Raw genomic sequence first — 26,718 nt, 5'->3', positions numbered from 1 at the left:
CATGCCGGCTACGCCATGTTGACCTCGGGCGATGTGACGATCGGGCTTCTCGCGAAACCTGCCGGATCATCACCGGCGCCAGGAAGCAACGACCTTCGCCGGTATGAGCGCCACTGGACACCCGTTCACGTCGATTTTCGTGTCGATGACTTCGAGGGGACGCTCGAACGCGCCTTGGCCAACGGCGCGAGGTCAGAACAGGTCCACCGCGTGCCGGGCTTTCCACCCGTTGCGTTCTGCAGCGATCCTTTCGGGCATGGGTTCTGCATCGTTGGCGTGACCACGCTGTAGACGCCCCGACCGCCTCATGGATTAGGCCCGACATCCGCTTCGGTCGTCCGCAGACAGCCACTCGCGGCAGGTTACCAAGCGTCGGATCCGGACACACCGGGAGCGGCCGGGTTCCCCTCACGCCTCCTCGGCGGCAAGGCAGACCCGCGCCTGCGTCTCGCGCGCGACCGGCGCCGCCACGGGCGCGGCGCGGCTCTGGGCGAGGTCGGCGAGTTCCGGAGCCTGGTCCGTGTCGTCCGAGGTCAGGAACAGGCCGCGGGCCCGCGCGAGGCGGCCGAGATCGGCCCGGCTCGTCAGCACGCTCTGGGCCGGGCTCGTGATCAGCGCGAAGGCGAGCGGCGCCATCCAGAGGGCGAGCCAGAAATCGCCCGCGAGCGCCAGCCCGAGGGCGAGCGCGGCGCCGACGATCACCGCGTCGGCCTGCAGCCGGAAGGCCTCCGACCAGGGCACGTGCCGGTCGTCGCGGACCTGGGTGTCCCAGCGCACGACGCGGCCGGCGAAGGTCGAGAGCACGGCGCCCGCGGTGAACAGGGTCATCACCGGCCAGAGCAGCACCCAGACGACCTGCTCCAGGGCCGCGCTCTTCAGGAGCGCGGCAGTGCCGCCGAAGGCCCGGCGGCGCTCGGCCGAGGCGAGCACGTGGCCGAGGCTCAGGAGCTTCGGCAGGGCCAGCACGGCGACGCAGAGGGCGGCGAGCGCGTGGGCGGCAGCACCCGTCCCCGTGAGCCCGTAGGCGAGGAGCCCGAGATCGCCGGTCCTGGCGGCGAGCAGGGTGCCCGCGGCCAGGAAGGCGATCCAGAGCGGGAGCATGCCGTAGGAGAGGATGCCGACGAGAAGGTGCCAGCGGCTCGCGGCGAGCAGCCCCGGCATCGGCACGACGCGCAGGTGTTGCAGGTTGCCCTGGCACCAGCGGCGCTCGCGGCCGAGGAGGTCGACGAGGTTCGTCGGCATCTCCTCCCAGGTGCCGCCCATCTCCGGCAAGAGGCGCACCTCCCAGCCGGCCCGGCGCAGGAACGCACCCTCGACGATGTCGTGGCAGAGGATCTCGCCGCCGAGGGGCGCACGCCCGGGCAGGACGGGCAGTTGCGCGTTGTCGGCGAAGGCCTCGATGCGCAGGATCGCGTTGTGGCCCCAGTAGCTGCCGTCCGGCCCCTGCCAGGTCTCCAGGCAGCGCAGGGCCAGCGGCGCGTAGAGCCGCACCGCGAATTGCTGGATGCGGGCGAACAGGGTGTCGCGGCCGGCGGCGTAGGAGACGGTCTGGATCAGGCCGACCCGCGGGCTCTCCTCCATCAGCCGCACGAGGCGGCGCATGGCCTCACCCGTCATCAGGCTGTCGGCGTCGAGCACGATCATGTAGTCGTATTCGTGCCCGTAGCTCCCGCAGAACTCGGCGATGTTGCCCGCCTTGCGCCCGGTATTCTCGCGCCGCCGCCGGTAGCGGATCTGCGGCAGGCCGGGCCCGTTCGCCCGGCGCCACGCCTCGATCCGGGCGAATTCGTGCTCCTCCACCGCCGCGATGGCGCCGTCGCGGGTGTCGGAGAGGACGAAGATGTCGATGTCGGAGCCGCTGCCGCCCTCGCGGGCGAGGGAGCGCGCCATCACGCGCAGGGCCGCGAACACGGCGACCGCGTCCTCGGCGTGGATCGCGACGACCGCCGCGGTGCGGCTGAGGCCGGTGGCGCGGGCCGGCACGCTCCCGGAGCGCCGCTCCAGCGCGGATTTCGCCCGGTCGCCGAGCACGGCCGCGATGAGCCCGTAGAGGTATTGCCACGCGACGAAGGATTGCCACGCCATCACGAGGGCGAACAGCGCCAGCACGGTGGTGGAGAGCCATCCCGCGGGCGGGCCGTAGGCGGCGGCCGCGAGCGCCGCGATGGCGAGTCCGGTGGCGAGCGAGGGGAGCGCCAGGGCGAGGCGGCGCCAGCGGAGCCGGGCGCGGCCGCCCGGGTGCCAGACCTCGCGCGTCTCCGCGACCTCGGCGGCGAGCTCGGCCGTCAGCTCGGCCGGGAGCGGCTTGGCGGGAACGGGCTGAACCGCAACGGGCTTGGCCGTGCCGGGGTTGGCCGCCGAAACCGTGTCCGGCAGGATTTCGACCGCCGGGTCCTCGTGCGACAACGGTGTGGTGGACATGGGGGGCGTGAAACTCGACCGAGGAGGGACACCGACCACCCGTCACCGGAGACCCGAGAGGCCGATGAGCGAGCGCACCGAGAGACGCGACGTTGTACCGGGACCGGACGAGCCGGCCGATCCAGGCCCCGGCGAACCCGCCGCGCTTTCCCGCCGCCGCCTGCTTCGATCGGGGCTTCGGACGGGCCTGACCGCGGCTGCCGGTACGATCCTACCTAGCGCCTTCGACCTGAATGTCGCCAGAACGATGGCGGGCGAGGCCGTTCAGGGGACGGCGGCGCCGATGACCTTCGAGGCCCTGGGCAGCCGGGCCGCCGGGCTCGCCGCCGCCCCCTACCGGCCGCCGGCCGACGACCTCCCGCCGGCGCTCGCCGCGCTCGGCTACGACGGCTACCGCGCCATCACCTTCCGGCCCGGCGAGAGCCTGCGGCTAGGCCCCTTCTTCTCGGCGCAGCTCTTCCACCGGGGCTTCCTGCAGAGGAAGCGGGTCGACCTGTTCCTCCAGCCCCGCCAGGGGCCGGCGCGGGCGATCGCCTACGAGAGCCGCCTGTTCGACCTCGGGCCGGGGCTCGCGGGCGCGAGCTTCCCGGGCGGGCTCGGCTTCGCGGGCTTCCGCCTGCACTACGCCTTCGACCGGGCGCGGCCGGAGGACAGGGAGGAGTTCCTCGTCTTCCTCGGCGCCTCCTACTTCCGCTTGCGGGGCCTGGGCCAGGAATACGGTCTCTCGGCGCGGGCGGCGGCGATCGGCACCGGCCTGCCGGCGCCCGAGGAATTCCCGGATTTCGTGGCCCACTGGATCTGCGAGCCGGAGGAGGGCGCGCGCCGGGTCACCATCCTCTCGCTCCTCGACAGCCCGAGCCTCGCGGGTGCCTACCGCTTCGTGGTGGAGCCCGGCGACCCCTCGCGCATCGCGGTCACGGCCGCGCTTCACCCGCGCCGCCCCATCGAGCGGCTCGGCCTCGCCCCGCTCACCAGCATGTTCGTGCACGGGCAGAACGGGCCGGGCGCCCGGGGCGCGGAGGGGTTCGACGATTTCCGGCCGCAGGTCCACGATTCGGACGGTCTCGTGGTCGAGACGGCGGGCGACCGGCTCTGGCGGCCCCTCGTGAACGGGCGGCGGGCACCGCAGGTCTCGGCCTTCCGCGCCGAGCCGCTGAAGGGGTTCGGCCTGCTCCAGCGGGAGCGTAGCTTTGCCGCCTATCTCGACGTGCAGGCCCGCCACGAATCGCGCCCCGGCCTCTGGGTGGAGCCGGGCCGGGGAGGCGAGGGCGCGGGCGGGAGCGACGCCTTCGCCGCGGGCGAGGTCCAGCTCTACGAGATCCCCTCCCGCGAGGAGTACATGGACAACATCGTGGCGGCCTTCGTGCCGCGCGAGCCCGCCGTTCCGGGCCGCCCGCTCGCCCTCGCCTACGGGCTCACCACGGTCGGGGCGGAGCCGGCGCCGGGCATGCCGGGGCACCTCGCCCGGGTGGTCTCGACGCGGGTCGGCTCCGCCGAGCGCCTGCGCCCGACGAACCCGCCGAGCCCCGCCCGGCGCCTCTACGTGGTGGATTTCGAGGGGCCGGGCCTCGCGGGCGCCACCGGCATCACGGCCGACGTCTCGGCGAGCGCCGGCACGATGGTCGATCCCGTCACGGAGCCGGTGCCGCAGACGGGCGGCTGGCGCCTCTACGTCGAGTGGCGCCCGCCCGCGGAGAGGCCGGCCGGCGACGTGGTGCTGCGCGCCCACCTCGTGCGCGGCGGCACCCGGATCAGCGAGACCTGGGACGCGGTGGCGTGACGCTCAGGCGCCGCGACGCTCGCGCTCCAGGCGCTTGCGCAGGCGGGTCGCGCCGTAGGCTTCCGCGAGCCGGCGGCGGGCGGCGCTCACGGGCGCCGCCTGCCGCTCGGTGCAGGCGGCCGCGATGACGCGCAAGGTCGCGTCGACGGAGCGCTCGAGGCGGCCCACGGCCGCCGAGGCATCGGTGTCCAGCATCGGATGTTCAGCCCCTCGTGCGGGCGCCCTCTGGCGGGGCGGTCCGGGAAGCACCATCGCGGAGCCCTCGGGCCGGAAAAAGGCAGCTTGGCCGTATCATTGGCGCGGGCCGCCTCGAGGCTAGGACGCCTCCCGCCACGCGCCGCGGCCGGCCGCGGCGAAGGCGAGGGTCAGATCGAAGGCCTCGGCGACGCCCTCGTGCCAGAGGGAGAAGGGCGTCGGCCGCGCGAGGTGCAGGGCGCCCTCGGTCTCGGGGCCAGCCGGGCGGAGGTCGGCGCCGAGCTTGGCCGCGAGCCCCCGCATCGGGCCGTTGCGGGTGAGGCAGCGCACGTGCAGGTCGCTGACGCCGCGGTTGCGGGCCGCGTCGGCGATCCGTGCGAACAGGGCCGCGCCGAGGCCGCTTCGGCGATACGCGTGCTCGACGGCGAAGGCGGCCTCCGCCTCCGGCCCGAGGGCCATGCCCGGCGGGCGGGAGCCCGTGGGTCGCAACTCGCCGAGCCCGCGCAGGACCCCGTCGCGGAACGCACCGAAGACGAGGCCGTCGGCCGTCACGCAGCGCTCGGCATAGGCGCGCACGCCCGCCTCGCTCACCGCGCCCATGAAGCGCCCGGCGCGGGTCTCGGGGTCGAGCCGCTGGAAGTAGGCGACGATGGCCGCGCGGTCGCTCGGCCAGAGGCGCCGGACATGAATCCGTCCGGTCGCCTGAATTCGGGGCAGTGCCATGCCGGTCTCCGGTCGGGGTGCGCGGGGCGCGCTGCAGATCCGGACGAAACCTCCCTCAAGGCCGAGCTGAGGTGGCATGGGCGAATACATTGTGCAATGCAGCAAAACGACGTACCCCGCCGCCGCCGGGGCCGCCATGCGCGGGCGGGATGGAACCGGCGGCGCCTGTCACCGATCGGCGCTCGGCGGGCTTGATCCCGGAGCGGCCGCGCGGCAGACCGGGCCGGCTCCCGTTCATCTCGCGCCCCCCATCGTACCCGTGAGGTGAGGCTCCGGCTCCAACGCGCGAGGTGACCTTGTCCAGTCCGGCCTCCGGCCCTGCCCCGTCGCCCGAGGCGCGCGCCGGCGCCCTCCCCCGCGGCCCGGTCCACGAGCGCTACGAGGCGCTGGCGGCCTCCGGCGCCATCGAGCGCGACCCCGCGCAGATCCGGCTCGTGCGCGCCCTCGACGGGCTCCTCCAGGATCTGGAGCGGCGCCGGCGGGCCCGGAAGGGCAGCGCGCTCGGCTGGCTGTTCGGCCGCAAGGACGATGCGGGCGGACCGCCGAAGGGGCTCTACATCTGGGGCTCGGTCGGCCGCGGCAAGACCATGCTGATGGACCTGTTCCACGAGGCGGCGCCGGGGCCGAAGCGGCGGGTCCATTTCCACGGCTTCCTGGCCGACGCGCACGAGCGAATCCACGCCTACCGGCAGGCCCTGAAGCGGGGCGAGGTGAAGGGCGACGATCCGATCCCGCCGGTGGCCGAGGCGCTCGCCGAGGAGGCGAAGCTCCTCTGCTTCGACGAGTTCACGGTGACCGACATCGCCGACGCGATGATCCTCGGCCGCCTGTTCGCCGCCCTGTTCCGGCACGGCGTCACCGTGGTGGCGACCTCCAACGTCGAGCCCGACCGGCTCTACGAGGGCGGGCTCAACCGCGCCCTGTTCCTGCCCTTCGTGGCGGAGCTGAAGGAGCGGGTGGCGGTGCTGCGCCTCGATGCGCGCACGGATTTCCGCCTGGAGAAGCTCGGCGGCGCCTCGGTCTACCACGTGCCGGCGGACGCGGCGGCGCGGGAGGCCCTCGACAGGGCCTTCAAGGGGCTGACCGGCAAGGCCAAGGGCCGGGCCGCCACGATCCGGGTGAAGGGCCGCGACGTCGCGGTGCCCGAGGAGGCGGCGGGCGTCGCCCGCTTCGGCTTCGCCGACCTCTGCGCGCAGCCGCTCGGCGCCTCCGACTACATGGCGCTGGCCAGCACCTTCCACACGCTGATCGTCGAGGGCATCCCCGTGATGGGCGAGGCGCAACGCAACGAGGCCAAGCGCTTCATCACCCTCGTCGACACGCTCTACGACGCCCACGTGAAGCTCGTGGCCTCGGCCGAGGCCGAGGCGCAGGACCTCTACCCGGTCCAGGAGGGCCGCGAGGCCTTCGAGTTCGACCGCACGGTCTCCCGGCTCATCGAGATGCGCTCCTCCGCCTACCTCGCCCTGCCGCACGGGCGGGGGGATTCCGAGGCGACGGGGGCGAGCACGGGCCTCGTCGAGACCTGAGCGGAGGCGGGGCCGACGGCACATTGGAGCCCGCTCCCGGGCCGGCGGGACCTTGGCAAGCCGGGACGGGGGCGCATTTACCTGCACTCGCCCGTCCCGACATGTCTCCGGCAGGATCCCGACCATCCCGATGAACGTGCCGATCGCCGCGCTGCGCCGCTGGACCTGGCGCGGGACGCCCGGCCGGAGCGGGTGGCTCGGCGCACCCCTCGCCTTCGGCCTCCTCGCCCTCGCCCTCGCTGCCGGCGTCTGGAACTACCTCGCGGGCGAGGCGCGGCGGGCGGAGGTCGAGAGCGGCACCGGCACCATCGCCGGCGTCGAGCGCCTGCTCTCCTCGATGAAGGATCTGGAGACGGGCGAGCGCGGCTACGTCATCGTCGGGGGCGAGCGCTACCTCGCGACCTACACCGAGTCGCTCGGCGCCATCGATGGGGGGCTCGCCGCGCTCGGAGCCGCCGTCGCCGCACCGGGCCGGGTCGCGGCGGCGGGCGGCAAGTCGCTCGCCACCCTGATCGCCGAGAAGCGCGATTTCGCCGCGCGGGTCGTGGCGCTTCGCCGGGAGCAGGGCTTCGAGGCGTCGGCCGCCCTCGTGCGCACCGAGGAGGGCAAGCGGATCATGGACGCGATCCGCGCCGAATCCGCGGCGATCCAGGCGGAGACCGCCCGCCGCATCGCAGGGATCCGGGAGAGCGACCGCCTGCGCGCGCTTCTCCTCTCCCTCGTCAGCGGCCTGTCGGCCCTCGCGGCCATCGCGCTCCTCGCCCGCCTCGCCCTCGTGCGGCGGCGCGAGTCGCTGCGCATGACCCGCCTCCTCGACGGGGTGCTCGCCAACGCCCCCGTCGGCCTCGGCTTCCTCGACCGCAACCTCAAGATCCGCCACATGAACCGGGCCCTCGCCACCATGAGCGAGCGCGGCTTCGGGGCCGATCTCGGGGCGCCGATCTGGGCGATGCTGCCGACGCTGCGGGAGGAACTCGCCCCGAAACTGTCGGCCGCCCTCCGCGAGGGCCTCGTCACGCCGGACGTGCCGGTGGCGGTGCCGGCCCCGAGCGCACCGGGCGGCATCCGCCAGTTCTCGATGAGCTTCTACCCGCTGCGCGGCGCGGCCGGCGAGCGGGATGTCGAGGGGGTCGGCCTCGTCGTCCTCGACGAGACGATCCGGCGGATGGCCCAGGACCGCCTGACCCGCAGCGAGGAGCGCTTCCGCTCCCTCATCGAGGCCTCCGCCGCGATCGTCTGGACGGCCGGCCCGGACGGCGAGCTCCACCCGCGCCAGACCGCCTGGACCCGCTTCACGGGACAGGACGAGGCGGCTTATGCGGGGCTCGGCTTCCTCGACGCCGTCCATCCGGACGACCGCGCCCATACCCGCGCCGCCTGGGCGCAGGCGGTGCGCACCCTCGCCCCCTACGAGACCGAGCACCGCCTGCGCCGCCGGGACGGCGCCTACCGCCACATGAGCGTGCGCGCCGTGCCGCTCCTCGAGGAGGGCGGCATCCTGCGGGAGTGGGTCGGCACCCACGCCGACATCACCGAGCGCAAGGAGGCCGAGGCGCAGATCGCCGCCGCGAAGGAGGCCGCCGAGGAGGCGAACCGGGCGAAAAGCCAGTTCCTCGCCAACATGAGCCACGAATTGCGCACGCCGCTCTCGGCGGTGATCGGCTATTCCGAGATGCTGCAGGAGGAGTTGGAGGATCTCGGCGAGCCGGCGCTGATCGCCGACATGCGCAAGATCGAGTCGAACGCCCGCCACCTGCTCGGCCTCATCAACGACGTCCTCGACCTCTCGAAGATCGAGGCCGAGCGCGTCGAGATCTTCGCCGAGGATTTTTCGGTCGCCGAGGTGGTCGCGGAGGTCGCCGCCACCGTCGAGGGCTTGGTCGAGAAGAAGGGCAACCGCCTGACCCTGACGGTCGCGGGCGATGTGGGCGCGGCCCAGACCGACGTGACGAAGCTGCGCCAGTGCCTGATCAACCTCCTCAGCAACGCGGCGAAGTTCACGCAGGGCGGGGAGATCACGCTGGCCGTGGCGCGGGAAGCGGACGACACGCTCCGCTTCACGGTCTCCGATACCGGCATCGGCATGAACCCGGAGCAGGTCGGGCGCCTGTTCGAGCGCTTCGTCCAGGCCGACGCCTCGACGACCCGGCGCTTCGGCGGCACCGGGCTCGGCCTCTCGATCACCCGCGCCTTCGCCCACATGCTCGGGGGCGACATCGCGGTCGAGAGCCGGGAGGGCGAGGGCACCTGCTTCACCCTGCGCCTGCCCGCCCGCTACGTCCCGCCCGCCGAGGAGGCCCCCCCGCCCGCCCCGGCCGGGGACGGGGACGGCGCCACGATCCTCGTCATCGACGACGACGCCGCGACCCGCGACCTCCTCGCCCGCTTCCTGGAACGCGACGGCTTCCGGGTCGCCACGGCGAGCGACGGGCGGACGGGCCTGGAGCGGGCCAGAACCTTGCGCCCGCGCGCCATCCTCCTCGACGTCACCATGCCCCACATGGACGGCTGGTCGGTGCTGCGGGCGCTGCGCGCCGACCCGGACCTCGGGGCGACGCCGATCATCATGGTGACGGTGCTCGACGAGGAGACCCTCGCCTTCTCCCTCGGCGCCACCGACTACCTGCACAAGCCGATCGAGTGGGACCACCTGAAGGCGGTCACCGACCGGTTCCGGCCCGGCCCCGGCGGCGGCCCGATCCTCGTCGTGGACGACGATGCGGATGCCCGCGAGCGGCTGGCCGCCTACCTGACGCGCGAGAACCTCCCCGTGCGAACGGCCGAGCACGGCGGCAGCGCCCTCACCTGCGTGGCGGCCGAGAAGCCGGGCCTGATCCTGCTCGACCTGATGATGCCGGAGGTGGACGGCTTCGCCTTCCTGCGCCGCCTGCGCGCCCGGGCCGACTGGCGCGACATCCCGGTCGTCGTCCTCACCGCCAAGGACATCACCGCCGAGGACCGCCGCCGCCTCGCGGGGCAGGCCGACCGGGTGATCGCCAAGGGCTCGCTGAGCCTCGCGGATCTGGCGCGGGAGGTGCGGGAACTCGTGGGGGGCGAAGCCGGGGCGTAGCGCTCACGCGCCGAGGAACTTCAAAGGCGACGCCCAGGGCGGCCGTGTCGTTCAGGAAAACAGCGTCTCGGACTCGGATGGGTCGGCCGGAATGAAGGATGCCGGATCCTCTCAAGGCGACCATCCTGCTGCTGCGCGCGGAGGGGCGGCCTACGATTCCCGGTCGAAGCGGAAGGCGTTCGCCAGGCGCGGCATGCCGATGCGCTCGTAGAAGGCGTCGGCCCCGGGGGCCGCGGCGAGCGTCACCGCGACGTCCGGCCCCGTCCTCTCCCGCACGGTCTCGAGGAGGCGCCGGCCGATGCCCCGCCCCTGGACGGCGCGGTCCACCGCGAGATCGGAGACGTAGGCGCACCACGCGAAATCGGTGAGCACCCGCGCGATGCCGACGAGGTTGCGCTCCGGCACCAGGACCCGGGCGGTGACGATGAGGTTCGCGCCCGCCAGCATGCGGGCAAGGCGCTCCGGATCGTCCGGCCGTCGGGCGATCAGGCCCGAGGCGGCCAGCACGCGGCGGAACTCCGCCGCGCTCAGGTTCGGCTCGACGCCGTAGGCGATGCCCGGCGCCGCCAAGGCCTCAGGCCGTGTAGCTGCCGTGGCAGTGCTTGTACTTCTTGCCCGAGCCGCAGGGGCAGGGCTCGTTGCGGGCGACCCGGCCCCAGGTCGTGGCGTCCGTGGGGTCGCGCTCCAGCACCGCCGCGTCCGCCGAGAGCTCCTGCGCCGCGTAGCCGTAAGCCGGACCCGCGCCGCCGTCGCTGCCCGTGCCCCGGCCGGCATAAGCCATCTCGTTCTCGCCCGTCGCCGGGTCGAGGTGCTGGGCGAACATCGGCGGCAATTCGGGGCTGTCCAGCCCGCCGAAGGGGCCGCCCCCGCCGGCCTCCGGCTCCTGGTAGACAATCTCGATGCGCGAGAGCTGGCCGGTGACCTGCTCGCGCAGGTTCGCCACGAGGCCGTTGAACAGGTCGAAGGCCTCGGACTTGTACTCGTTCAGCGGGTCGCGCTGGGCGAAGCCGCGCCAGCCGATCACCTGCCGCAGATGGTCGAGCGTCACGAGATGCTCGCGCCAGAGATGGTCGAGGGTCTGCAGGAGGACCTGCTTCTCGATGTAGGTCATCACCTCGGGCGTGTTCTTCTCGACGCGCTCAGAATAGGCCTCGTCGGCGGCCTTGCGCAGGCGCTCGCGCATCTCCTCGTCGGCGATGCCCTCCTCCTTCGCCCACTCCTCCACCGGTACGTCGAGGTTGAGGACGCCCTGGACGCGCTCGCGCAGGCCCGCCACGTCCCACTGCTCGGCATAGGCGTTCTCGGGGATGTGCAGGGTCACGAGATCGTCCACGACGCCGTGGCGCATGTCGTCGACCGTCTCGCGCACGCTCTCCTGGCCCATGAAGTCGCGGCGCTGCTCGAAGACGACCTTGCGCTGGTCGTTCATGACGTTGTCGTACTTGAGCACGTTCTTGCGCATGTCGAAGTTGCGCGCCTCGACCTTCTGCTGCGCCTTCTCGATGGCCTTGTTGATCCAGGGATGGATGATCGCCTCGCCCTGCTCGAGGCCGAGGCGCTGCAGCATCCCGTCCATCCGGTCGGAGCCGAAGATGCGCATCAGGTCGTCCTGGAGCGACAGGTAGAACTTCGAGCGGCCGGGATCGCCCTGGCGGCCGGAGCGGCCGCGCAGCTGGTTGTCGATGCGGCGGCTCTCGTGGCGCTCGGTGCCGATGATGTAGAGGCCGCCGGGGAGCGCCTTCTTGCGGCCCGCCTCGGGGTCGGCCGGCTCGCCCGAGGCGAGGACCTTGGCCCGGTTCTCGTCGATCTCCGCCTTGATCCGCGCGATCGCGGCCTCGCGCTCGCCCCCCTCGGGCAGGTCGGCGAGCTCCTTCTCGATGCGCATCTCCAGGTTGCCGCCGAGCTTGATGTCGGTGCCGCGGCCGGCCATGTTCGTGGCGATGGTGATGGCGCCGGGCACGCCGGCCTCGGCCACGATGTAGGCTTCCTGCTCGTGGAAGCGGGCGTTCAGCACCGCGAAGCGCTTCGTCACCCGGCCCTCGCGGGCGGCCGCGTAGACGTCGGTGAGCGCGTGCGGGTCCGAGTAGTCGAGCAGGCTGTAGCCGTGCTTCTTGAGGAGATCGGCGAGGTATTCGGACTTCTCGATCGAGCCCGTGCCGACGAGGATCGGCTGGTGGCGGCCATGCGCCTTGTCGATCTCCGCGATGATGCCGGCGTACTTCTCCTCGACCGTACGATAGACCTCGTCGTCCTCGTCGACGCGCTCGACCTCCTTGTTGGTCGGGATCTCGACCACTTCGAGCTTGTAGATCTCGGCGAACTCGTCGGCCTCGGTCGCGGCCGTGCCGGTCATGCCGGCAAGTTTCTTGTAGAGGCGGAAGTAGTTCTGGAACGTGATCGAGGCGAGCGTCTGGTTCTCGGGCTGGATCGTGACCCGCTCCTTGGCCTCCAGCGCCTGGTGCAGCCCCTCCGAGTAGCGCCGCCCCTGCATCATGCGGCCGGTGAACTCGTCGATGATCACCACCTCGTCGTTGCGGACGATGTAGTCCTTGTCGCGGGTGAACAGGGTGTGGGCGCGCAGCGCCTGGTTGACGTGGTGGACGAGGGTGACGTTGTGCGCGTCGTAGAGGTCGCCCTCCTTGAGGAGGCCCTCCTCGCGCATCGCCTCCTCGACGAACTCGTTGCCCTCCTCCGTGAGGGAGACCGTGCGCTGCTTCTCGTCGAGGTCGTAATGCGCCTTCACGAGGCGCGGCATGATCGCGTCGACGGAGACGTAGAGCTCCGAGCGGTCGTCGACGGGGCCGGAGATGATCAGCGGCGTGCGGGCCTCGTCGATCAGGATCGAATCGACCTCGTCCACGATCGCGAAGTTGTGCCCGCGCTGCGAGAGCTGGGACATCTCGTACTTCATGTTGTCGCGGAGGTAATCGAAGCCGAACTCGTTGTTCGTGCCGTAGGTGATGTCGCAGGCGTAGCTCGCCTTGCGCTGCTCGTCGTCGAGCCCGTGGACGATGATGCCGACCGACATGCCGAGGAAGCGGTAGATCCGGCCCATCCACTCGGCGTCGCGCGAGGCGAGATAGTCGTTGACGGTGACGACGTGCACGCCCTTGCCCGAGAGGGCGTTGAGGTAGACGGGCAGGGTGGCCACCAGCGTCTTGCCCTCGCCGGTCTTCATCTCGGCGATGCCGCTCTCGTGCAGCACCATGCCGCCGATGAGCTGAACGTCGAAGTGGCGCTGGCCGAGCACGCGCTTGGCGGCTTCCCGCACCGTGGCGAAGGCGGGCACGAGGATGTCGTCGAGGCTCTTGCCGGCCGCGAGCTCGGCCTTCAGCGCGTCGGTGCGGGCGCGCAGCTGCTCGTCGGACAGCGCGGCGATCTCGGGCTCCAGCGCGTTGATCGCGGCGACACGCGGACGATAGCCCTTGACGCGACGGTCGTTGGACGAGCCGAAAATCTTCTTGGCGAGGGCACCGAGCATCGTGAACCTGCGGTCGTGCGAGCAGTCAAAGCGAATGGGGCGGGCTTATAGAGGTAAATATCGGCGGGCGCATCTGAAAGAGGCCCCGTCCGGCCGCCGGCGACGCGGGGCGGCGCGCGGAATGGCGTGAACGGCCGAGCTTGGCCGATCGTTCCTCCCGATCGGGTGTTCGGGCGGCGCGCTCCGATGCGGCAGAGCTTGCGTTCGGGCGCGAGCCATTCCACCTGTGTCGCCGATTCCCGCGGCCCGCGCGCCGCTTCCGATGCCCCGAACCAGACCTCCGCCGGCTCGCCCGGACGAAGGCGGGGGCCGAATGCCCAAGGATTCCGACCCCATGCCGATCCTCCCCACCCTGCGCCGCGCCAGCGCGCTCGCGCTGGTCCTGAGCCTGCCGGCCACCGCGTGGACCGCCTCGGCCTGGGCCCAGACGACGACGCCGGCCGCCGCGCCCGCGCCCGCCGTCTCCCCCGAGACGGTGGTCGCCAAGGTGAACGGCACCCCGATCACGCAGGGGGACCTGACCGTGGCGGGCGAGGACCCGGCGCTCTCCCTGCCGGGCGTCGACGACGCGCAGAAGAAGAACCTCCTCGTCGACTACATGATCGACCTCAAGGTCGGCGCGCAGGCGGCGGACGCCGCCAAGATCGGCGAGACGCCGGACTTCAAGCGCAAGCTCGCCTATTTCCGCGACAAGCTCCTCCTCGACGAGTACCTCGACCGCGAGGCCAAGAAGGCGGCGACGCCCGAGGCGGCCCGCGCCCTCTACGACCAGACGGTCAAGGCGATGAAGCCCGAGGAGGAGGTCCACGCCCGCCACATCCTCGTCGACAACGAGGGCGACGCGAGGAAGATCGCCGAGCGCATCAAGGGCGGCGAGGATTTCGCCAAGGTCGCGGCCGAGGCCTCGAAGGATCCGGGCTCGAAGACGGAAGGGGGCGATCTCGGCTGGTTCACCAAGGAGCGCATGGTGGCGCCCTTCGCCGAGGCCGCCTTCAAGCTGCCGGTCGGCCAGGTCTCGGACCCGGTCAAGACGCAGTTCGGCTGGCACGTCATCAAGGTCGAGGAGAAGCGCACGAAGCCGATCCCCGGCTTCGAGGAGATGAAGGAGCAGGTCGACCAGTACCTGACCCGCAAGGCCCAGCAGGACCTCATCCTGAAGCTGCGCGAGGGTGCCAAGGTGGAGCGCACCGACGCCGCCCCGGCCGTGGCGCCCCCGCCGCCCGAGACGAAGAAGCCCTGAGGCGCAGCGATTCCCGGGCGAGGGTGTCCGCCCTCGCCCGTCCTGACCCACGGCCCCGCGGAGGCGGACCATGCTCGCCGGGTTGCTCGCGCTCACGGTCGCCGCGCTGTTCTCGGGCGCGGCGCTCTACATCACCGTGGCGGAGCAGCCGGCCCGCCTCGGGCTCGACGACCGCGCCCTGCTCGCGCAATGGCAGCCGGCCTACCGGCGCGGCTACGCCATGCAGGCCTCGCTCGCCGTGATCGGCTTCCTGTGCGGCGCGACGGCGTGGTGGCAGAGCGGGCGCATCGCCTTCCTGATCGGCGCCCTCGTGCTCCTCGCCAACTGGCCCTACACGCTCCTCGCCATCCTGCCGACGAACCGGGTCCTGATGGCGACGACGCCCGCCGGGGCCGGCCCCGAGAGCCGCCGGCTGATCGAGCGCTGGGCCCGGCTGCACGCGGTGCGCACCGCCCTCGGCTTCGCGGCAACGATCATCATCCTGACCGCGCTGCGTTGATCGCGATCAGGCCGGGCGGTCAGGCGACGTCGGGCGTCAGGTAGGAGGAGTCCGACGGCGGCGTCGGCTCGAAGGGGCTCAGCTCCCGCGCGCGGCGCTGCGCCATCACCTCCAGCACGGCGAGGACGAGCCAGGGGCAGGCAATTCCGATGAAGAAGGCCATCTGATCCCTCGTGAGCGACGGCCTGACCGGCCTTGGCCGTATCAAGGATAGGACGGTGCGCCGTCTCAGCAAGGCGGCTCCGCTCTGCGCGCGCTCAGCGCGGCTCGTGCCGCCCCAACAGGAGGAGGAGCTCGCCCTGGCCCGCCGTCCCGGTCTTGGCGAAGATCGCCTTGAGGTGCGAGCGGGCGGTCGGCATCGAGATCCGCAAGGCGGCCGCGCATTCCGCGACGCCGCGGCCCGAGAGCAGCGCCTCGCAGAAGGCGATCTCGCGCGGCGTGAGGCCGTAGAGCTGCCTCAGGATGCCCTCGTCCGGCAGCCGGGTCTCCTCGAGATCGGTGATCCGGAGGATCGCGCGGGCGCCGTCGAAATATTGGAGCCCCGCCTTGTGCAGGGGCTGGGCCCGCAGGAGGAGCGGGCGCCGGCCCGGCCGCTCGACGACGACGGGCGCCAGCGCCGGGCTGCCGGGCTGCAGCTCGGACCAGATCGCGGCGGCGACATGGGCCTGCAGGGCCGCGCTCGCCCGCAGATTGCCCGGGACCACGAGGGCACCCCGCCTCACGTCGAGGGGGCCGCCGAGGAAGCGCTCCGCGGCGCTGCCGGTGCGCAGCACGCGGCCCGTCCTGTCGAGGAGAAGTGCTGGCACGCGCAGCGACTCGATCGTGTCGACGATCCCGTCGAGCCGGGTCGCGCCGACGTCGCGCGCCAGGGTGGCGGCCCGGCCGAGGGGGGCGATGAGCCGCCGCAGGGCCCGCTGCTCGTCGGGCGTGAAGGGGCCCTGATCGATCGTGCGCTGCAGGGTGAGGCACCAGACGTCGTCGCCCACCGTGACGAGGAGGCCGGCGACCCATTGAAACCCGTGCGAGCCCAGGAACTCGCTGTAGAACGGGTTCGTCCGCATCGCCTCGGCGGTGGTGATGTCCTGATCGACGAGGAGACCCGTGCGGATCAGCGTCGGGATGCCGTGGCCCCGGTAATCGTGCTGGAACCAGCCGGTGCTGAAATAGGCCGCCATCAGCGTCTCGAGCGAATCGCTGGTGGGCACACCCGGCACGCGGCCCCGGATGGGCAGGGCGCCGGCGCCCCGGCTGCCCGTCGCCTCGACGATCCGGGAGACCGCCTCCGGCCACGCCTCGGGCCGGATGGCGGCCGAGATCAGCGTCTCCTCGATACTGCGCAGCGTGTCGTCGTCGAGGTGCATCGGCCCTCCGGCGGCGCAGGCGCGAAGATGATGCGCTGCACTCTACCTGTCAGGCTACGCATCCGAACCGAAAGAGGGAAGTATCGGCGCCGCACGGGCGTCCGATTTCAGACCCAGCCCTGGAGCTCCCGCCGCACGACGTGCTCGATCACACGCATGCCGAGATCGGAATCGTTGAGGCAGGGAATGTAGGCGAAGTGCTCGCCGCCATTCTCCTCGAAGTAATGGCGGTTCTCGCCGTCGAGCTCTTCGAGGGTCTCCAGGCAATCGGCGGTGAAGCCGGGCGCGACGATGGCCATGCGCTTCACGCCGCTCTTGGCCAGGGCCTGAACCGTCTCGTCGGTATAGGGCTTCAGCCACTCCTCGTTGCCGAAGCGGGACTGGAAGGTGACGCGCATCCGCTCCGGCGAGAAGCCGAGCGCCTCGCGGATCAGGCGGCCCGTCTTCACGCACTGGCAATGGTAGGGGTCGCCCTTGAGGAGGTAGCTCTTCGGCACGCCGTGGAACGAGGTGAGGATCACCTCCGGCTCGAAATCGAGCTTGGCGAGGCCCTCGCGGATCGATTGGGCGATCGCCTCGATGTAGACCGGATCGTCGTGGTAGGGCGGCGAGACGCGGACCGTCGGCTGCCAGCGCATCTGCATCAGGGCCTTGAAGGCCTGGTCGCAGGCCGTGGCGGAGGTCGCCGCCGCGTATTGCGGGTAGAGGGGCACGAGCAGGATCCGGTCGCAGCCCTGGTCGAGCAGGGCCTGGATGCGCAGCGAGACCTCCGGCTTGCCGTAGCGCATCGCCCAATCGACCAGGACCGAATCACCCATCGCCGCCTGCAGGCGCTCGCATTGGCCGCGGGTGATGGTCTTGAGCGGGCCCTCGTCGCGCTCGGTGTTCCAGACGCTGGCATAGTCCCGGCCCTTCGGCCCCGGCCGCTTCGTCAGGATGATCAGGTTGAGGAGCGGCCACCAGATCAGGCGCGGCACCTCGATGACGCGCCGGTCGGAGAGGAACTCCTTCAGGTAGCGCCGCATCGGCCAGTAGCTCGTGCCCTCGGGCGTGCCGAGATTCATCAGGAGCACGCCGACGCGGCCCCAGCGCACCGGCGGGTGCTCGGCGGGAAGCGGCGCGCCCTGCACGCCCGGGCCCGGGGCCGCAGACGGCGGCCGGACGGCCTGACCGGTCTGGAGCGAGGCGGGTTCGACGCGTTCGTTCATCGGCTTCCGGCCCCTCGAGGCCGCTTCCTGTGGCGGCCGCCGGAAACGCGGCGGCGGAGGTTTCGTGAGGTGGGGGCGGATTCGGGGGCGAATGCGCCGCGGTTGTCCGCGCGGACATATCTATCTAGAGCACGGAGCCTGCCAGCGAAGATACGACAGGACAGACCGCGACATGCCGTCTCCCCGCTACTTCATCAACCACTTCATGCCCTTCACGGGATACCCCTATACGGGCGCGCCCGCGGCCTGCAATCTCTGCGGCTCGCGCGAGGCGGTCACGGTGGCGGAGACGGACCGGCGCCTGAAGATCCTGCGCTCCATCGCCTGCTCGGAATGCGGCCTGATTCGCACCGACCCGATGCCGACCCCGGCCGAGCTCGCCGATTATTATGCCCATGCCTACCGGGCCGACTACCAGCTCGCCTTCGCGGGCGGGCCGCCCCGGCACCACCTGAACCGCTCGGCCCGCGAGGCGGCCTTCCGCGCCGACCTCCTCGCGCCGATGCTGCGGCCGGGCGCCCGCGTCCTCGATTTCGGCTGCGGCTCCGGCGAGTTCCTCGCCGCCGCGCGGGCGCGGGGCTGCGAGGCGATCGGCGTGGAGCCCGGCCGCGACTACGCCGCCTACGCCCGCAAGGCGCACGGGATCGAGGTCCTGGAGGATGCGGGCGACGAGCGCTTCGAGCCGGGCTATTTCGACGTGATCACGACCCACCACGTGATGGAGCACCTGCGCGACCCGGCCGACGTGATGGAGCGCCTCGCCCGCTGGCTGAAGCCGGACGGCGTGCTCTACGCCGCCGTGCCCGACATGGCGACCGCCGCCAAGCCCCCGCACGAGCGCTTCCACTTCGCCCATGTCCACGGCTTCGTGCGCGAGACCTTCGACCTCACGGCGCGCCGGGCCGGCCTCGTGCCGCACACCGATTACTGGCGGGAGGCCACCACCGTCGTCTACCGCAAGACCGACGAGCCGGCCGGGCGCCTCGCCAATCCCGGCCTCGCGGCTCGCCTCGCCGAGGAGCTGAGGCCGATGCCGCCCGGCGCCTACCTCGCCTCCGGGGCCTGGATCTGGCCGATGGTGCGCCGGAACGCCAGGGCCGTGCGCGACACCTTCGCGTCGCGTTGACCCCCTAGGCCGTTCGGGATTCCGTCTCGGAGAACGCTGCCCGATGCCCCGTCCCAGCCGCCGCCAGACCCTCGGCCTCGGCCTCGGCGCCGGCCTCGCCGCGGGATTGCCGGCCGCGGCGGAGGAGCGCGCGGAGGGGCAATCGGCCCTTCCCGAGGCCACCTTCAGCCTGCTCCTCGTCAACGACGTCTACCAGATGCAGGAGGTCGACGGCCGGGGCGGCTTCGCGCGGCTCAACGCCGTGGTGAAGGCGGAGCGGGCGCGCGGCGTGCCGATGCTCTACGCGCATGCGGGCGACACCCTCTCGCCCTCCCTGATGTCGGGCATCGATCGGGGCGCGCACATCGTCGAACTGCTCGACCTCGCGCCGCCCGACGTGTTCGTGCCGGGCAACCACGAGTTCGATTTCGGGCCTTCGGTGTTCCTGCAGCGCATGGGGGAGGCGAGCTTCCCCGTCCTCGCCGCCAATCTCCGCGACGGCGCGGGCCGGCCGCTGACGGGCGTGCAGGACTGGATCCTCGTGACGCTCGGCGGCGTCCGGGTCGGCGTCGTCGGCATCGCGCTCGCGAGCACGCCGGAGAAGTCGCAGAGCGGCGACCTCCGCTTCGGCCCCGAGATGGAGACGCTCGCCGACCAGGCGGAGCAGCTCCGCCGCGAGGGGGCGGAGATCGTCGTCGGCGTCGCCCATACCGCGCGGCCGACCGACCGGGCGATCGTGGCGGCGGGCCTCGTCGACATCCTGCTCTCCGGCCACGACCACGATCTCCTCGTCCATTACGACGGGCAGAGGGTGCTGGCGGAATCGAGCGTCGACGCCCACTACGTCACCGCGATCGACGTCACCGTGACGGTGACGGGCGAGGGGCAGGCCCGGCGCGTGGCCTGGCGCCCGCGCTTCCGCATCCACGACACCGCGACGGTGACGCCGGACCCGGAGACGCTGGCGATCGTGAACCGCCTCGAAGGGGAGCTCTCCCGCGAACTCGACGCGCCGCTCGGCGCGACGCGCACCGCCCTCGACAGCCGGATCGCCACGGTGCGGGCACGCGAATCGAGCTTCGGCGACCTCGTCGCCGACGCACTCCGCGCCGCCACCGGCGCCGAGGCCGCGATCATGAACGGGGGCGGCATCCGGGGAAACCGCCTCTACCCGGCCGGCAGCGTGCTGACGCGGCGGGACATCCTGACGGAACTCCCCTTCGGCAACACCACCGTGCTCGTCGCGATCTCGGGCGCGCAGCTGCGCGCGGCGATCGAGAACGGGCTCGCCGATTTCGGCCGAACCGCCGGCCGGATGCTGCAGGTCTCCGGGCTCACGGTCACCGTCGACCCGGAGGCGCCGCAGGGCGCGCGGGTCGTCTCGGTCGCGGTCGGGGGCGAGCCCCTCGACGCGGGCCGCACCTATCGCGTGGCCTCGAACAGCTTCCTCTACGACGGGGGCAACGGCTACGGCGTCCTCGCGAAGGGCCGCACGCTCATCGGCGCCACCGACGGCAAGCTCGTCGCCAACGAGGTGATGGCCTACATCCGGGCGAACGCCCCCCTCGACGTCGAGTCCGGGCACCGCATCCTGGTCCGCTGATGACAGACACGCCCGTCGCCGCGGCGCTCGCGCGCTTCCGCGCCTCCGGCTCCCCCTGGGCCGGCCTTCCCTTCTTCACGGACGGCAGCGCCGACCGTGTCGCGGCGCGGGTCGACGCCCGCATCGCCTCGGGCGCGCGCGTCCTGCCCGACCCCGAGAACATCTTCCGGGCGCTCGGCCTGACGCCGCCGGATGCCGTCAAGGTCGTGATCCTGGGGCAGGACCCCTACCCGACGCCGGGCGACGCCAACGGGCTCGCCTTCTCCTACGTGGGCACGGGCCGCCTGCCGGCTTCGCTCAAGGTGATCCTGGCGGAGGTGGCGCCGGGCCGGCCGGGAAGCGGCGACCTCACCCCTTGGGCGCGCCAGGGCGTGCTCCTCCTCAACAGCGCGCTGACCGTCGAGGCGGGCCAGGCCGGGGCGCATCTGCGCTACGGCTGGGCGCGGCTCACCGACGAGGCGGTGGCGGCGGTCTCGGGCCGGCCCGAGCCCGCCGTGTTCCTGCTGTGGGGGGCGCAGGCGCGGGCGCGGGCGGGATTGATCGACGGCGCGCGGCATTGCGTGATCGAGAGCGGCCACCCCTCCCCGCTGAACCGGGCCCGCGACTTCCCGGGCTCGGCCCCCTTCGCGCGGGCGAATGCGTGGCTCACGAAGCGGGGGCTGGCGCCGATCGAGTGGCGGCTGTAGCGCGGCTCAGTCGTCGTCGCTGCCCGCGTACATCCGCTCGGCCATGCCCTCCTCCAGCATCAGCCGGGCGCGGGCCCGCAGCTTCTCGGTCTCGCTCTTGAGCTGACCGCAGGCGGCCAGGATGTCGCGGCCGCGCGGCGTGCGCACGGGCGAGGCGTAGCCGGCGTTGAACACGATCTCGGAGAAGCGCTCGATCCGCTCCCAGTCGGAGCATTCGTAGCGGCTGCCGGGCCAGGGGTTGAACGGGATCAGGTTGATCTTGGCCGGGATCCCCTTGAGGAGGCGCACCAGTTCGCGCGCATCCGCGTCCGAATCGTTGACGCCTTTGAGCATCACGTACTCGAAGGTGATGCGCCGGGCGTTGTTGAGCCCCGGATAGCGGCGGCAGGCGTCGAGCAGGTCCGCGATCGGGTACTTGCGGTTCAACGGCACCAGCTCGTCGCGCAGGTCGTCCCGCACCGCGTGGAGGGAGATCGCCAGCATGGCGTGCGCCTCCTCGCCGAGGCGCTGCATCTGCGGCACCACGCCGGAGGTCGAGACCGTGATGCGGCGGCGCGACAGGCCGAGGCCCTCCTGGTCCGACATCACGCCGACCGCGTCGATCACGTTGTCGACGTTGTAGAGGGGCTCGCCCATGCCCATGAACACGATGTTCGTGACGAGGCGCCCCACCTCGCCGCCCCCGGTCGCGTCCCGCGAGGGCATCTGGCCGACGAAGTCGCCGAGTTCGTCGCGCGCCACGATGAGCTGGGCGGTGATCTCGGCCGCCGAGAGGTTGCGCACGAGGCGCTGGGTGCCCGTGTGGCAGAACGAGCAGGTCAGCGTGCAGCCGACCTGGGAGGAGACGCAGAGCGTGCCCCGGTCCGGCCCCGGGATGTAGACGCACTCGATCTCGGCGCCCCGGTTGTGATCGTGGGCCCCCGTCGGCGCCATGCGCAGGAGCCACTTGCGGGTGCCGTCGCGGGAGACCTGGGCGGTGACGATCTCCGGCCGGTCGAGGGTGTAGTGCTCGGCGAGCAGCGACTTCAGCCCCTTCCCGACATTGGTCATCGCGTCGAAGTCGCGGGCGCCGCGCACGTTGAGCCAGTGCCAGATCTGCCCCGAGCGCATGCGGCTCTCGCGCTCGGGCACGCCGACGGCCACGAGCCGCGCCTTCAGGTCCGCGCGGGTGAGCCCGACGAGGGAGGCCCGCCGTCCAGGCAGGGGAGCGGCCGCCTCGGGCCGGAACTCGGGCGTCTTCTCGATTGCGGGAACGGCGCTGCCTGCGCGCCGGGCGGTGTCGAACGACGCCGTCGCCATGATCGTCTCGGGGCCTTCGGAGAGGGATATCCGCCGCATATAGGCGAAAAGCGGCCGAAACGCGAACCGGGGCCGGTGCGGATCAGCCCTCCTTCCCGCGCTTCGCAGGTCTGCCCCCGTCGCACAGACGCCCGGCTTCGCGGCGTAGCACCGCGTTGATCCGGGTCTGCCAGCCAGGACCCGAGGCCTTGAAAGCGGCCAGCACGTCCGGGTCGAGGCGGAGCGCGGTGAGAACCTTGCGGTTCTCGGATCGAGGCCGGCCGCGCCGACGAGCGAGATCGGCTCCGTCACCGGGAACGGCGCGCGCCATCATCGCGTCGGTCAACTCGGGAATCTCCTCATACTCGTCCGCTTGGACGATGTGGGCATCGACGCGCGCGAGATCGGTCTGCCCGGCGAGCGCGGGCGCGGGATCAGCCGAGGAGGTGCGCATAGCGGGCTTTCTCGCGGTCATTGGCCTTTCTCATGGAGATGACGTGACGATCCGCGCCGCGCGGCGTCCAGATCAGGATGATCATGCGACCGAACAGCCGGCCGGCCGTCACGATCCGCACCCTCGAAGCTGACGCATGCTCCCGTGAACACGCTCTCCGCATCGCGAAAGTCCAGACCCCGCTCGGTCAAGGTCCTGGCCCGCTTCACCGGGTCGAACGTGATCGCCATGCGAGGTTAATGTATCTACAGGAATACGCCGAGAGGGCAAGGATCGATCCCTGAGCCGGCCTGGCACCGGCGCGTCTCACCCCAACACCCCCAGCGCCTCGCAGCGGAAGGCGCCGTAATCGGTGCGGGCCAGGCGCTCGGCGAGCGCCGGCAGGAACAGGCCGGCCTCCTCGGCGAGCGTCCAGGGCGGGTTGACGACGACGAGGCCGGTGCCGGTGAGGCGCGTCGGGTCCGGGCGGTCGATCATCAGGTCGAGGCGGAGCGCCGGCCGCGCCAGGGCGGCGTCGAGGTCGTCGACCATGCGGTCGACGCCCGCGACGTCCTTGATCGGGTACCACGCCAGGAAGAGGCCGGTCGGCCACTTCGCCACCGCCCGGGCGAGGCGGGTGCCGAGGCGCTCGATCTCGCCCGGCTTCTCGTAGGGCGGGTCGATCAGGACGAGGCCGCGCCGCTCCGGCGGCGGGATCAGGCTGCTCAGGGCGGTCCAGCCGTCGAGCTGCAGCACCTTGGTGCGCGGATCCTGGTTGTAGCGGGCGCGCAGGGTCTCGGCGTCGACCGGGTGCAGTTCCACGAACACGCCCTGGTCGGTCGGCCGCAGGGCCTCGCGGATGAACGCGGGCGAGCCCGGATAGACGCTGGGGCCGTGGCGCGCGCTCACCGCGGCCACCGCCGCGCGATAGGGCGCGAGCAGCGCCTCGATCTCGGCGGGGAAGGGCTCGTCGAGACGGCCCCAGCCGTCCCGCCACTCGGCCGTCCGCCCGGCCTCGTCCCCCGCGAGGTCGTAGAAGCCGATTCCCGCGAAGGCGTCGATCGCCCGGAAGGCCGCCGGCTTGCGCTGGAGATGGGCGAGCACCCGCGCCAGGACGAGGTGCTTCAGGACGTCGGCGAAATTGCCGGCATGGAAGGCGTGACGGTAATTCATGCTCGCTCGGGTCGGCCGCGCCCGGAACACCGCCTCAGCGGGCGGCCTCGACGGCGATCTCCGGGGCGCGGCAATTCTGGCGCGCCACCTCGGGGCAGGAGGCGAAGCCGCGCAGGTCCTTGGTGAAGCAGAGGCGCACCTCCTGCAAGCGCCCGCGGGCGCAGGCCACCGCCATCATGTCGGGCCGGAGCCCCTTGTTCGCCAGCACGAATTGCCGCGCGATCTCGATCGGCGCGAGCCGGCGCTCGCTGCCGGCGTCCTTGAGCGCGTCGGGGATCGTCACGGCGGCGCGCGCCTCGCGGGCGGCGCGGAAATAGGCGGCCGGGTCGAGGCCCGAGCAGGTGCCGTGCTTGCGCCACTCGTAGCGGGCGAGCCCCTCGCTGGGGAAGACCTCGCCGGCGACCTCCATGGCCTGCCGGGTCGGCGCGCGCTCGAAGGCCGAGCAATTCGTCGGATAGCCGCGTGTGTATTGCGGCCAGAGGCCGTGCACCACGAAGCCGAGGCCGCGGCCGGGCGTGCATTGGCGCTCGTCGCGGGAGGCGCCCGCGCCGCCGCAATAGGTCGGCGACCAGGAGAGCGCCAGCACGTAGAAGTCGAAATCACCGGGCCGGCCGCGCCCGAAGCCGCCCTCGTCCTGCGCCGATGCCGGCGCGGCGAGCAGCCCTGCGGCGAGCGCCGCGATCCCCCGTAAACCCTGCTTCATCACCCTCCCCCGAGGCAGAAGCGAGCCGGACCGGACGCTTACGGGCGCGCCATCCGGCAGGCCGTGGCGTAGGCGTAGGCGAGGTTGCGGTCGAGCCCGTGCACGCAGAACTCGACGCCCCAGGTCGAGCCGATGATGCCGAGGCTCTCGCGCACCGAATAGTCGACCTTGCGGCGCACCCCGTCCGAGGTGGTGGCGGTCGCGCTGCAGAAGCGGCGCGGATAATAGTCGAGGCCCCAGGGACGCCACGCCGTGCGCTCGATCCGGTCGTAGGCGACGATCGTCAGCGACGAGTTCCAGAACTTCGCCTCCTTCTCGGCGAACTGGGTCGCGACCTTCTCCAGGACGTCGGGATCCTGGCAGCCCGGGATCTTGGCGTCGAAGGGGAAGGTGCGTTCCTCGGCGGGCTCGATCTCCTCGCGCGCCGAGCGCGCGAGGGCGGGCTCGATCGCGCCGGCGAAGGCGAGGCCGAGGCACAGGGCGGCGAGGAGGGGGTTCGGGCGCATGCCGGCGTCTTCCGCTGGAAACCTGAGCGTTTGACGATGCCCCGCCGCCCTGTGGAGTCAACCCGGCGCGGGTGCTCCTCGGCGCTTTCGCGGCGCAGTGGGGTGTGCGGGGCACACCCCCCGGCGGGCGGCGCTCAGTAGATCGGGCCGCCCGCGAGGCCCGGGGCAGCGAGCGAGAGGGGCTCCTCCTCGAAGCCCGGCGCCGGCTCCTCGTAGGCGGGTGCGGCGGCAAGGCGCGAGGCGGGCGCCTGCGGCCGGTAGGGTCGCGGCGCGGGGGCGGCGGCGTAGGCCGAGGGCGCCGGTGCCGCGAGCGCAGGCGCCCCGGGCGCGCGGGCGACCTTCGTCGGGGTGCCGCGCGCCGACATCGGGGTGAGGCCGTAGGGATCGTCCTCCTCGACGTCGATCGGGGCCTGGGGCGGGGCCGGCTGGCGCATGGGCGGGCGCGGATAGGAGGAGCGGGCGCCCTCCGCGCCGAGCTGCGGCACGAACTTGATCAGGGGCTGGCAGATGCGCTTGAGGCCGCGCGGGTCGTGCCGGGCGAGGTCCACGTGGATGTGGTCGTAGTGGAACACGTTCGAGCCCGGGGCCAGCACGGTGGTGAAGCGCTGGCAGGCGCCGAGGAAGACCTCGCGCAGGAAGCCCTGCTCGGCCTCGGTGCCGCGCCAGCCGCCCTTGACGGTGATGACGGACCCGTCGGCGAGCTTGAAGGACATGATGTCGACGGCGTTGCCGAAGGAATGCTCCGAGAGCTTGGCGCCGGCCTGGTTGTTGCGGCCGCGGCAGGCGTAGGAGCCCGCGTTGATCTCGGCCACGGGCTGGCCGAAATAGAGGTTCGCCGCGGGCTGGATCGTGTCGGCGAGCCACGCCTCGGCCTCCGCCAGCGCCGGGCAGGCGAGCGTCATGCGCTGCTTGAGGAGCACCGAGCCGTTGCCGAGCCGGGTGACGCGGAAGGGCTGCTGCATGCCGCAGGGGCCCGGCCCGTCGATCTCCTTGGCCGCCGTCACGAACTCGGTCTGCTGCACGAGCTTCTTGGCGAGGCAGACCTGCTCCGCTTGGTCTCGCCACGGCTCGCGCCGCTCAAACTTGTTGAGCGCACAGCCGGTGAGCCCCGCGCCGAACAGCGCAAGGGCGGAGAACGCGAAGACGCTACGCCACATGGTCCGGAAGATGCCGCAGGTTGTGTAAAGGGACCGTCAACGAAGGAGCGGCGGGGCCTTGCGTTGACAGGCAGGGGTCGTTCGGCCGAACTCCGCGCCCATGCTGTCCCTCGTCGATCTCCGCACCCGCATCGAAGCCGGCACGCTGACGCCGGAGGGCGCCGTCCGCCTCGTCGAGGCGGCGGTCGCGCAGGGCGAGCCGGGCGTACGGGCGATCGCCGCACAGGATCCGGCACCGTCGATCCCCGCGCGGGGGCCGCTCGCCGGCATCGCGGTCGGGATCAAGGACATCATCGACACGGCCCACCTGCCGACGCAGATGGGCTCGCCGCTCTACGCCGGCTGGCGGCCGAAGGCGGACGCGGCAATCGTGAGCCGGCTCAAGAGCCTCGGCGCGGTGCCGCTGGTGAAGACGACGACCTCCCCCTTCGCGAGCCTCGACCCCACGGCGACGCTGAACCCGAGCGCGCCCGGTCGGAGCCCGGGCGGCTCCTCGGCGGGCTCGGCCGCTTCCGTGGCGGCCGGAATGCTCCCGCTGGCGCTCGGCACGCAGACCGGCGGCTCGGT

The 26,718-nt window shown here is 72.3% G+C and carries 24 protein-coding genes; 10 read left to right on the top strand and 14 right to left on the bottom strand.

Annotated elements, in window-relative coordinates; translation table 11 throughout:
* Positions 1 to 291, top strand: a 291-nt coding sequence (locus E1J50_RS19090; protein ID WP_132255413.1) for a VOC family protein, incomplete at its 5' end; no start/stop codon positions are given.
* 117 nt (positions 292 to 408) lie between these two features.
* Here E1J50_RS19090 and mdoH read toward each other — a convergent pair.
* Positions 409 to 2,421, bottom strand: a complete 2,013-nt coding sequence (gene mdoH / locus E1J50_RS19085; RefSeq protein ID WP_245516650.1) for a glucans biosynthesis glucosyltransferase MdoH — start codon at positions 2,419 to 2,421, stop codon at positions 409 to 411.
* Positions 2,422 to 2,704: 283 nt separating this feature from the next.
* Between mdoH and E1J50_RS19080 the strand changes: the two genes are divergently transcribed.
* Positions 2,705 to 4,201 (top strand): OpgD/OpgG family glucan biosynthesis protein, encoded by a 1,497-nt coding sequence (locus tag E1J50_RS19080; RefSeq protein WP_132255414.1) that lies wholly within the window; start codon positions 2,705 to 2,707, stop codon positions 4,199 to 4,201.
* 3 nt (positions 4,202 to 4,204) lie between these two features.
* Here E1J50_RS19080 and E1J50_RS19075 read toward each other — a convergent pair whose 3' ends face one another.
* Together E1J50_RS19075 and E1J50_RS19070 are read right to left on the bottom strand one after the other, a co-directional pair.
* Complete coding sequence (locus E1J50_RS19075; protein ID WP_132255412.1) at positions 4,205 to 4,396, bottom strand: hypothetical protein; 192 nt, start codon at positions 4,394 to 4,396, stop codon at positions 4,205 to 4,207.
* A gap of 120 nt (positions 4,397 to 4,516) precedes the next feature.
* Entirely contained in the window at positions 4,517 to 5,119 is a 603-nt protein-coding gene (locus tag E1J50_RS19070) for a GNAT family N-acetyltransferase (protein ID WP_245516649.1), read from the bottom strand.
* 296 nt (positions 5,120 to 5,415) lie between these two features.
* On the opposite strand from E1J50_RS19070, the gene zapE reads away from it, so the two are divergent.
* Both zapE and E1J50_RS19060 read left to right on the top strand, forming a co-directional pair.
* Complete coding sequence (gene zapE / locus E1J50_RS19065) at positions 5,416 to 6,648, top strand: cell division protein ZapE (protein WP_132255410.1); 1,233 nt, start codon at positions 5,416 to 5,418, stop codon at positions 6,646 to 6,648.
* A 130-nt stretch (positions 6,649 to 6,778) separates the two neighbouring features.
* Positions 6,779 to 9,718 carry a response regulator gene (locus tag E1J50_RS19060; RefSeq protein WP_132255409.1) on the top strand — a complete coding sequence of 980 codons (2,940 nt, stop codon included), beginning with the start codon at positions 6,779 to 6,781 and terminating at the stop codon, positions 9,716 to 9,718.
* Between the two features lie 150 nt (positions 9,719 to 9,868).
* Here the strand turns inward: E1J50_RS19060 and E1J50_RS19055 are convergent, their stop codons facing one another.
* Both E1J50_RS19055 and secA read right to left on the bottom strand, forming a co-directional pair.
* Positions 9,869 to 10,288 carry a GNAT family N-acetyltransferase gene (locus tag E1J50_RS19055; RefSeq protein ID WP_132255408.1) on the bottom strand — a complete coding sequence of 140 codons (420 nt, stop codon included), beginning with the start codon at positions 10,286 to 10,288 and terminating at the stop codon, positions 9,869 to 9,871.
* Positions 10,289 to 10,292: 4 nt separating this feature from the next.
* Positions 10,293 to 13,199 (bottom strand): preprotein translocase subunit SecA, encoded by a 2,907-nt coding sequence (secA, locus tag E1J50_RS19050; protein ID WP_132255407.1) that lies wholly within the window; start codon positions 13,197 to 13,199, stop codon positions 10,293 to 10,295.
* Between the two features lie 334 nt (positions 13,200 to 13,533).
* On the opposite strand from secA, the gene E1J50_RS19045 reads away from it, so the two are divergent.
* Together E1J50_RS19045 and E1J50_RS19040 are read left to right on the top strand one after the other, a co-directional pair.
* Positions 13,534 to 14,439 carry a peptidylprolyl isomerase gene (locus E1J50_RS19045; RefSeq protein WP_132255406.1) on the top strand — a complete coding sequence of 302 codons (906 nt, stop codon included), beginning with the start codon at positions 13,534 to 13,536 and terminating at the stop codon, positions 14,437 to 14,439.
* A gap of 70 nt (positions 14,440 to 14,509) precedes the next feature.
* Positions 14,510 to 14,938 carry an anthrone oxygenase family protein gene (locus E1J50_RS19040; protein WP_132255405.1) on the top strand — a complete coding sequence of 143 codons (429 nt, stop codon included), beginning with the start codon at positions 14,510 to 14,512 and terminating at the stop codon, positions 14,936 to 14,938.
* Between the two features lie 19 nt (positions 14,939 to 14,957).
* On the opposite strand, the gene E1J50_RS27475 is transcribed toward E1J50_RS19040, so the two are convergent.
* The 3 genes from E1J50_RS27475 to hemH all read right to left on the bottom strand — a co-directional run bounded on the left by E1J50_RS27475 (position 14,958) and on the right by hemH (position 17,507).
* On the bottom strand, positions 14,958 to 15,101 hold the full coding sequence (locus tag E1J50_RS27475; RefSeq protein WP_165937916.1) for a hypothetical protein: 144 nt from the start codon (positions 15,099 to 15,101) through the stop codon (positions 14,958 to 14,960).
* 94 nt (positions 15,102 to 15,195) lie between these two features.
* Complete coding sequence (locus E1J50_RS19035) at positions 15,196 to 16,299, bottom strand: helix-turn-helix transcriptional regulator (protein ID WP_132255404.1); 1,104 nt, start codon at positions 16,297 to 16,299, stop codon at positions 15,196 to 15,198.
* A gap of 107 nt (positions 16,300 to 16,406) precedes the next feature.
* Positions 16,407 to 17,507: a ferrochelatase gene (hemH, locus tag E1J50_RS19030; RefSeq protein WP_132255403.1), complete on the bottom strand. Its 1,101-nt coding sequence runs from the start codon at positions 17,505 to 17,507 to the stop codon at positions 16,407 to 16,409.
* Positions 17,508 to 17,679: 172 nt separating this feature from the next.
* Between hemH and E1J50_RS19025 the strand changes: the two genes are divergently transcribed.
* The 3 genes from E1J50_RS19025 to E1J50_RS19015 are packed head-to-tail and all read left to right on the top strand — an operon-like array spanning position 17,680 to position 20,901.
* Positions 17,680 to 18,633, top strand: a complete 954-nt coding sequence (locus E1J50_RS19025) for a class I SAM-dependent methyltransferase (protein ID WP_132255402.1) — start codon at positions 17,680 to 17,682, stop codon at positions 18,631 to 18,633.
* Between the two features lie 43 nt (positions 18,634 to 18,676).
* Positions 18,677 to 20,215, top strand: coding sequence for a bifunctional metallophosphatase/5'-nucleotidase (locus E1J50_RS19020; protein ID WP_132255401.1), 1,539 nt, complete (start codon positions 18,677 to 18,679; stop codon positions 20,213 to 20,215).
* Positions 20,215 to 20,901: a uracil-DNA glycosylase gene (locus E1J50_RS19015; RefSeq protein ID WP_132255400.1), complete on the top strand. Its 687-nt coding sequence runs from the start codon at positions 20,215 to 20,217 to the stop codon at positions 20,899 to 20,901. Before E1J50_RS19020 ends, E1J50_RS19015 begins: the two co-directional genes overlap by 1 nt.
* 6 nt (positions 20,902 to 20,907) lie before the next feature.
* Here E1J50_RS19015 and rlmN read toward each other — a convergent pair whose 3' ends face one another.
* From rlmN to E1J50_RS18980, 6 genes are all read right to left on the bottom strand, one after another.
* Positions 20,908 to 22,200 carry a dual-specificity RNA methyltransferase RlmN gene (rlmN, locus tag E1J50_RS19010; protein ID WP_132255399.1) on the bottom strand — a complete coding sequence of 431 codons (1,293 nt, stop codon included), beginning with the start codon at positions 22,198 to 22,200 and terminating at the stop codon, positions 20,908 to 20,910.
* Between the two features lie 82 nt (positions 22,201 to 22,282).
* Positions 22,283 to 22,633, bottom strand: coding sequence for a BrnA antitoxin family protein (locus tag E1J50_RS19005; RefSeq protein WP_132255398.1), 351 nt, complete (start codon positions 22,631 to 22,633; stop codon positions 22,283 to 22,285).
* A gap of 306 nt (positions 22,634 to 22,939) precedes the next feature.
* Positions 22,940 to 23,785, bottom strand: coding sequence for a 23S rRNA (adenine(2030)-N(6))-methyltransferase RlmJ (locus E1J50_RS18995; protein WP_132255397.1), 846 nt, complete (start codon positions 23,783 to 23,785; stop codon positions 22,940 to 22,942).
* A gap of 34 nt (positions 23,786 to 23,819) precedes the next feature.
* On the bottom strand, positions 23,820 to 24,488 hold the full coding sequence (locus E1J50_RS18990; protein WP_132255396.1) for a ribonuclease T2 family protein: 669 nt from the start codon (positions 24,486 to 24,488) through the stop codon (positions 23,820 to 23,822).
* Positions 24,489 to 24,526: 38 nt separating this feature from the next.
* Positions 24,527 to 24,994 carry a hypothetical protein gene (locus E1J50_RS18985; protein ID WP_132255395.1) on the bottom strand — a complete coding sequence of 156 codons (468 nt, stop codon included), beginning with the start codon at positions 24,992 to 24,994 and terminating at the stop codon, positions 24,527 to 24,529.
* 134 nt (positions 24,995 to 25,128) lie between these two features.
* Complete coding sequence (locus E1J50_RS18980; RefSeq protein ID WP_132255394.1) at positions 25,129 to 26,151, bottom strand: extensin-like domain-containing protein; 1,023 nt, start codon at positions 26,149 to 26,151, stop codon at positions 25,129 to 25,131.
* A gap of 100 nt (positions 26,152 to 26,251) precedes the next feature.
* Between E1J50_RS18980 and E1J50_RS18975 the strand changes: the two genes are divergently transcribed.
* A partial coding sequence (locus E1J50_RS18975) for an amidase family protein (RefSeq protein WP_245516647.1) occupies positions 26,252 to 26,718 on the top strand: 467 nt, incomplete at its 3' end.

Origin of the sequence: Methylobacterium segetis (genome assembly GCF_004348265.1) — a bacterium.
GTDB lineage: Bacteria > Pseudomonadota > Alphaproteobacteria > Rhizobiales > Beijerinckiaceae > Methylobacterium > Methylobacterium segetis.
Note: the sequence above shows the minus strand (reverse complement) of the source record. Positions and strands in the feature narration are given on the sequence as shown.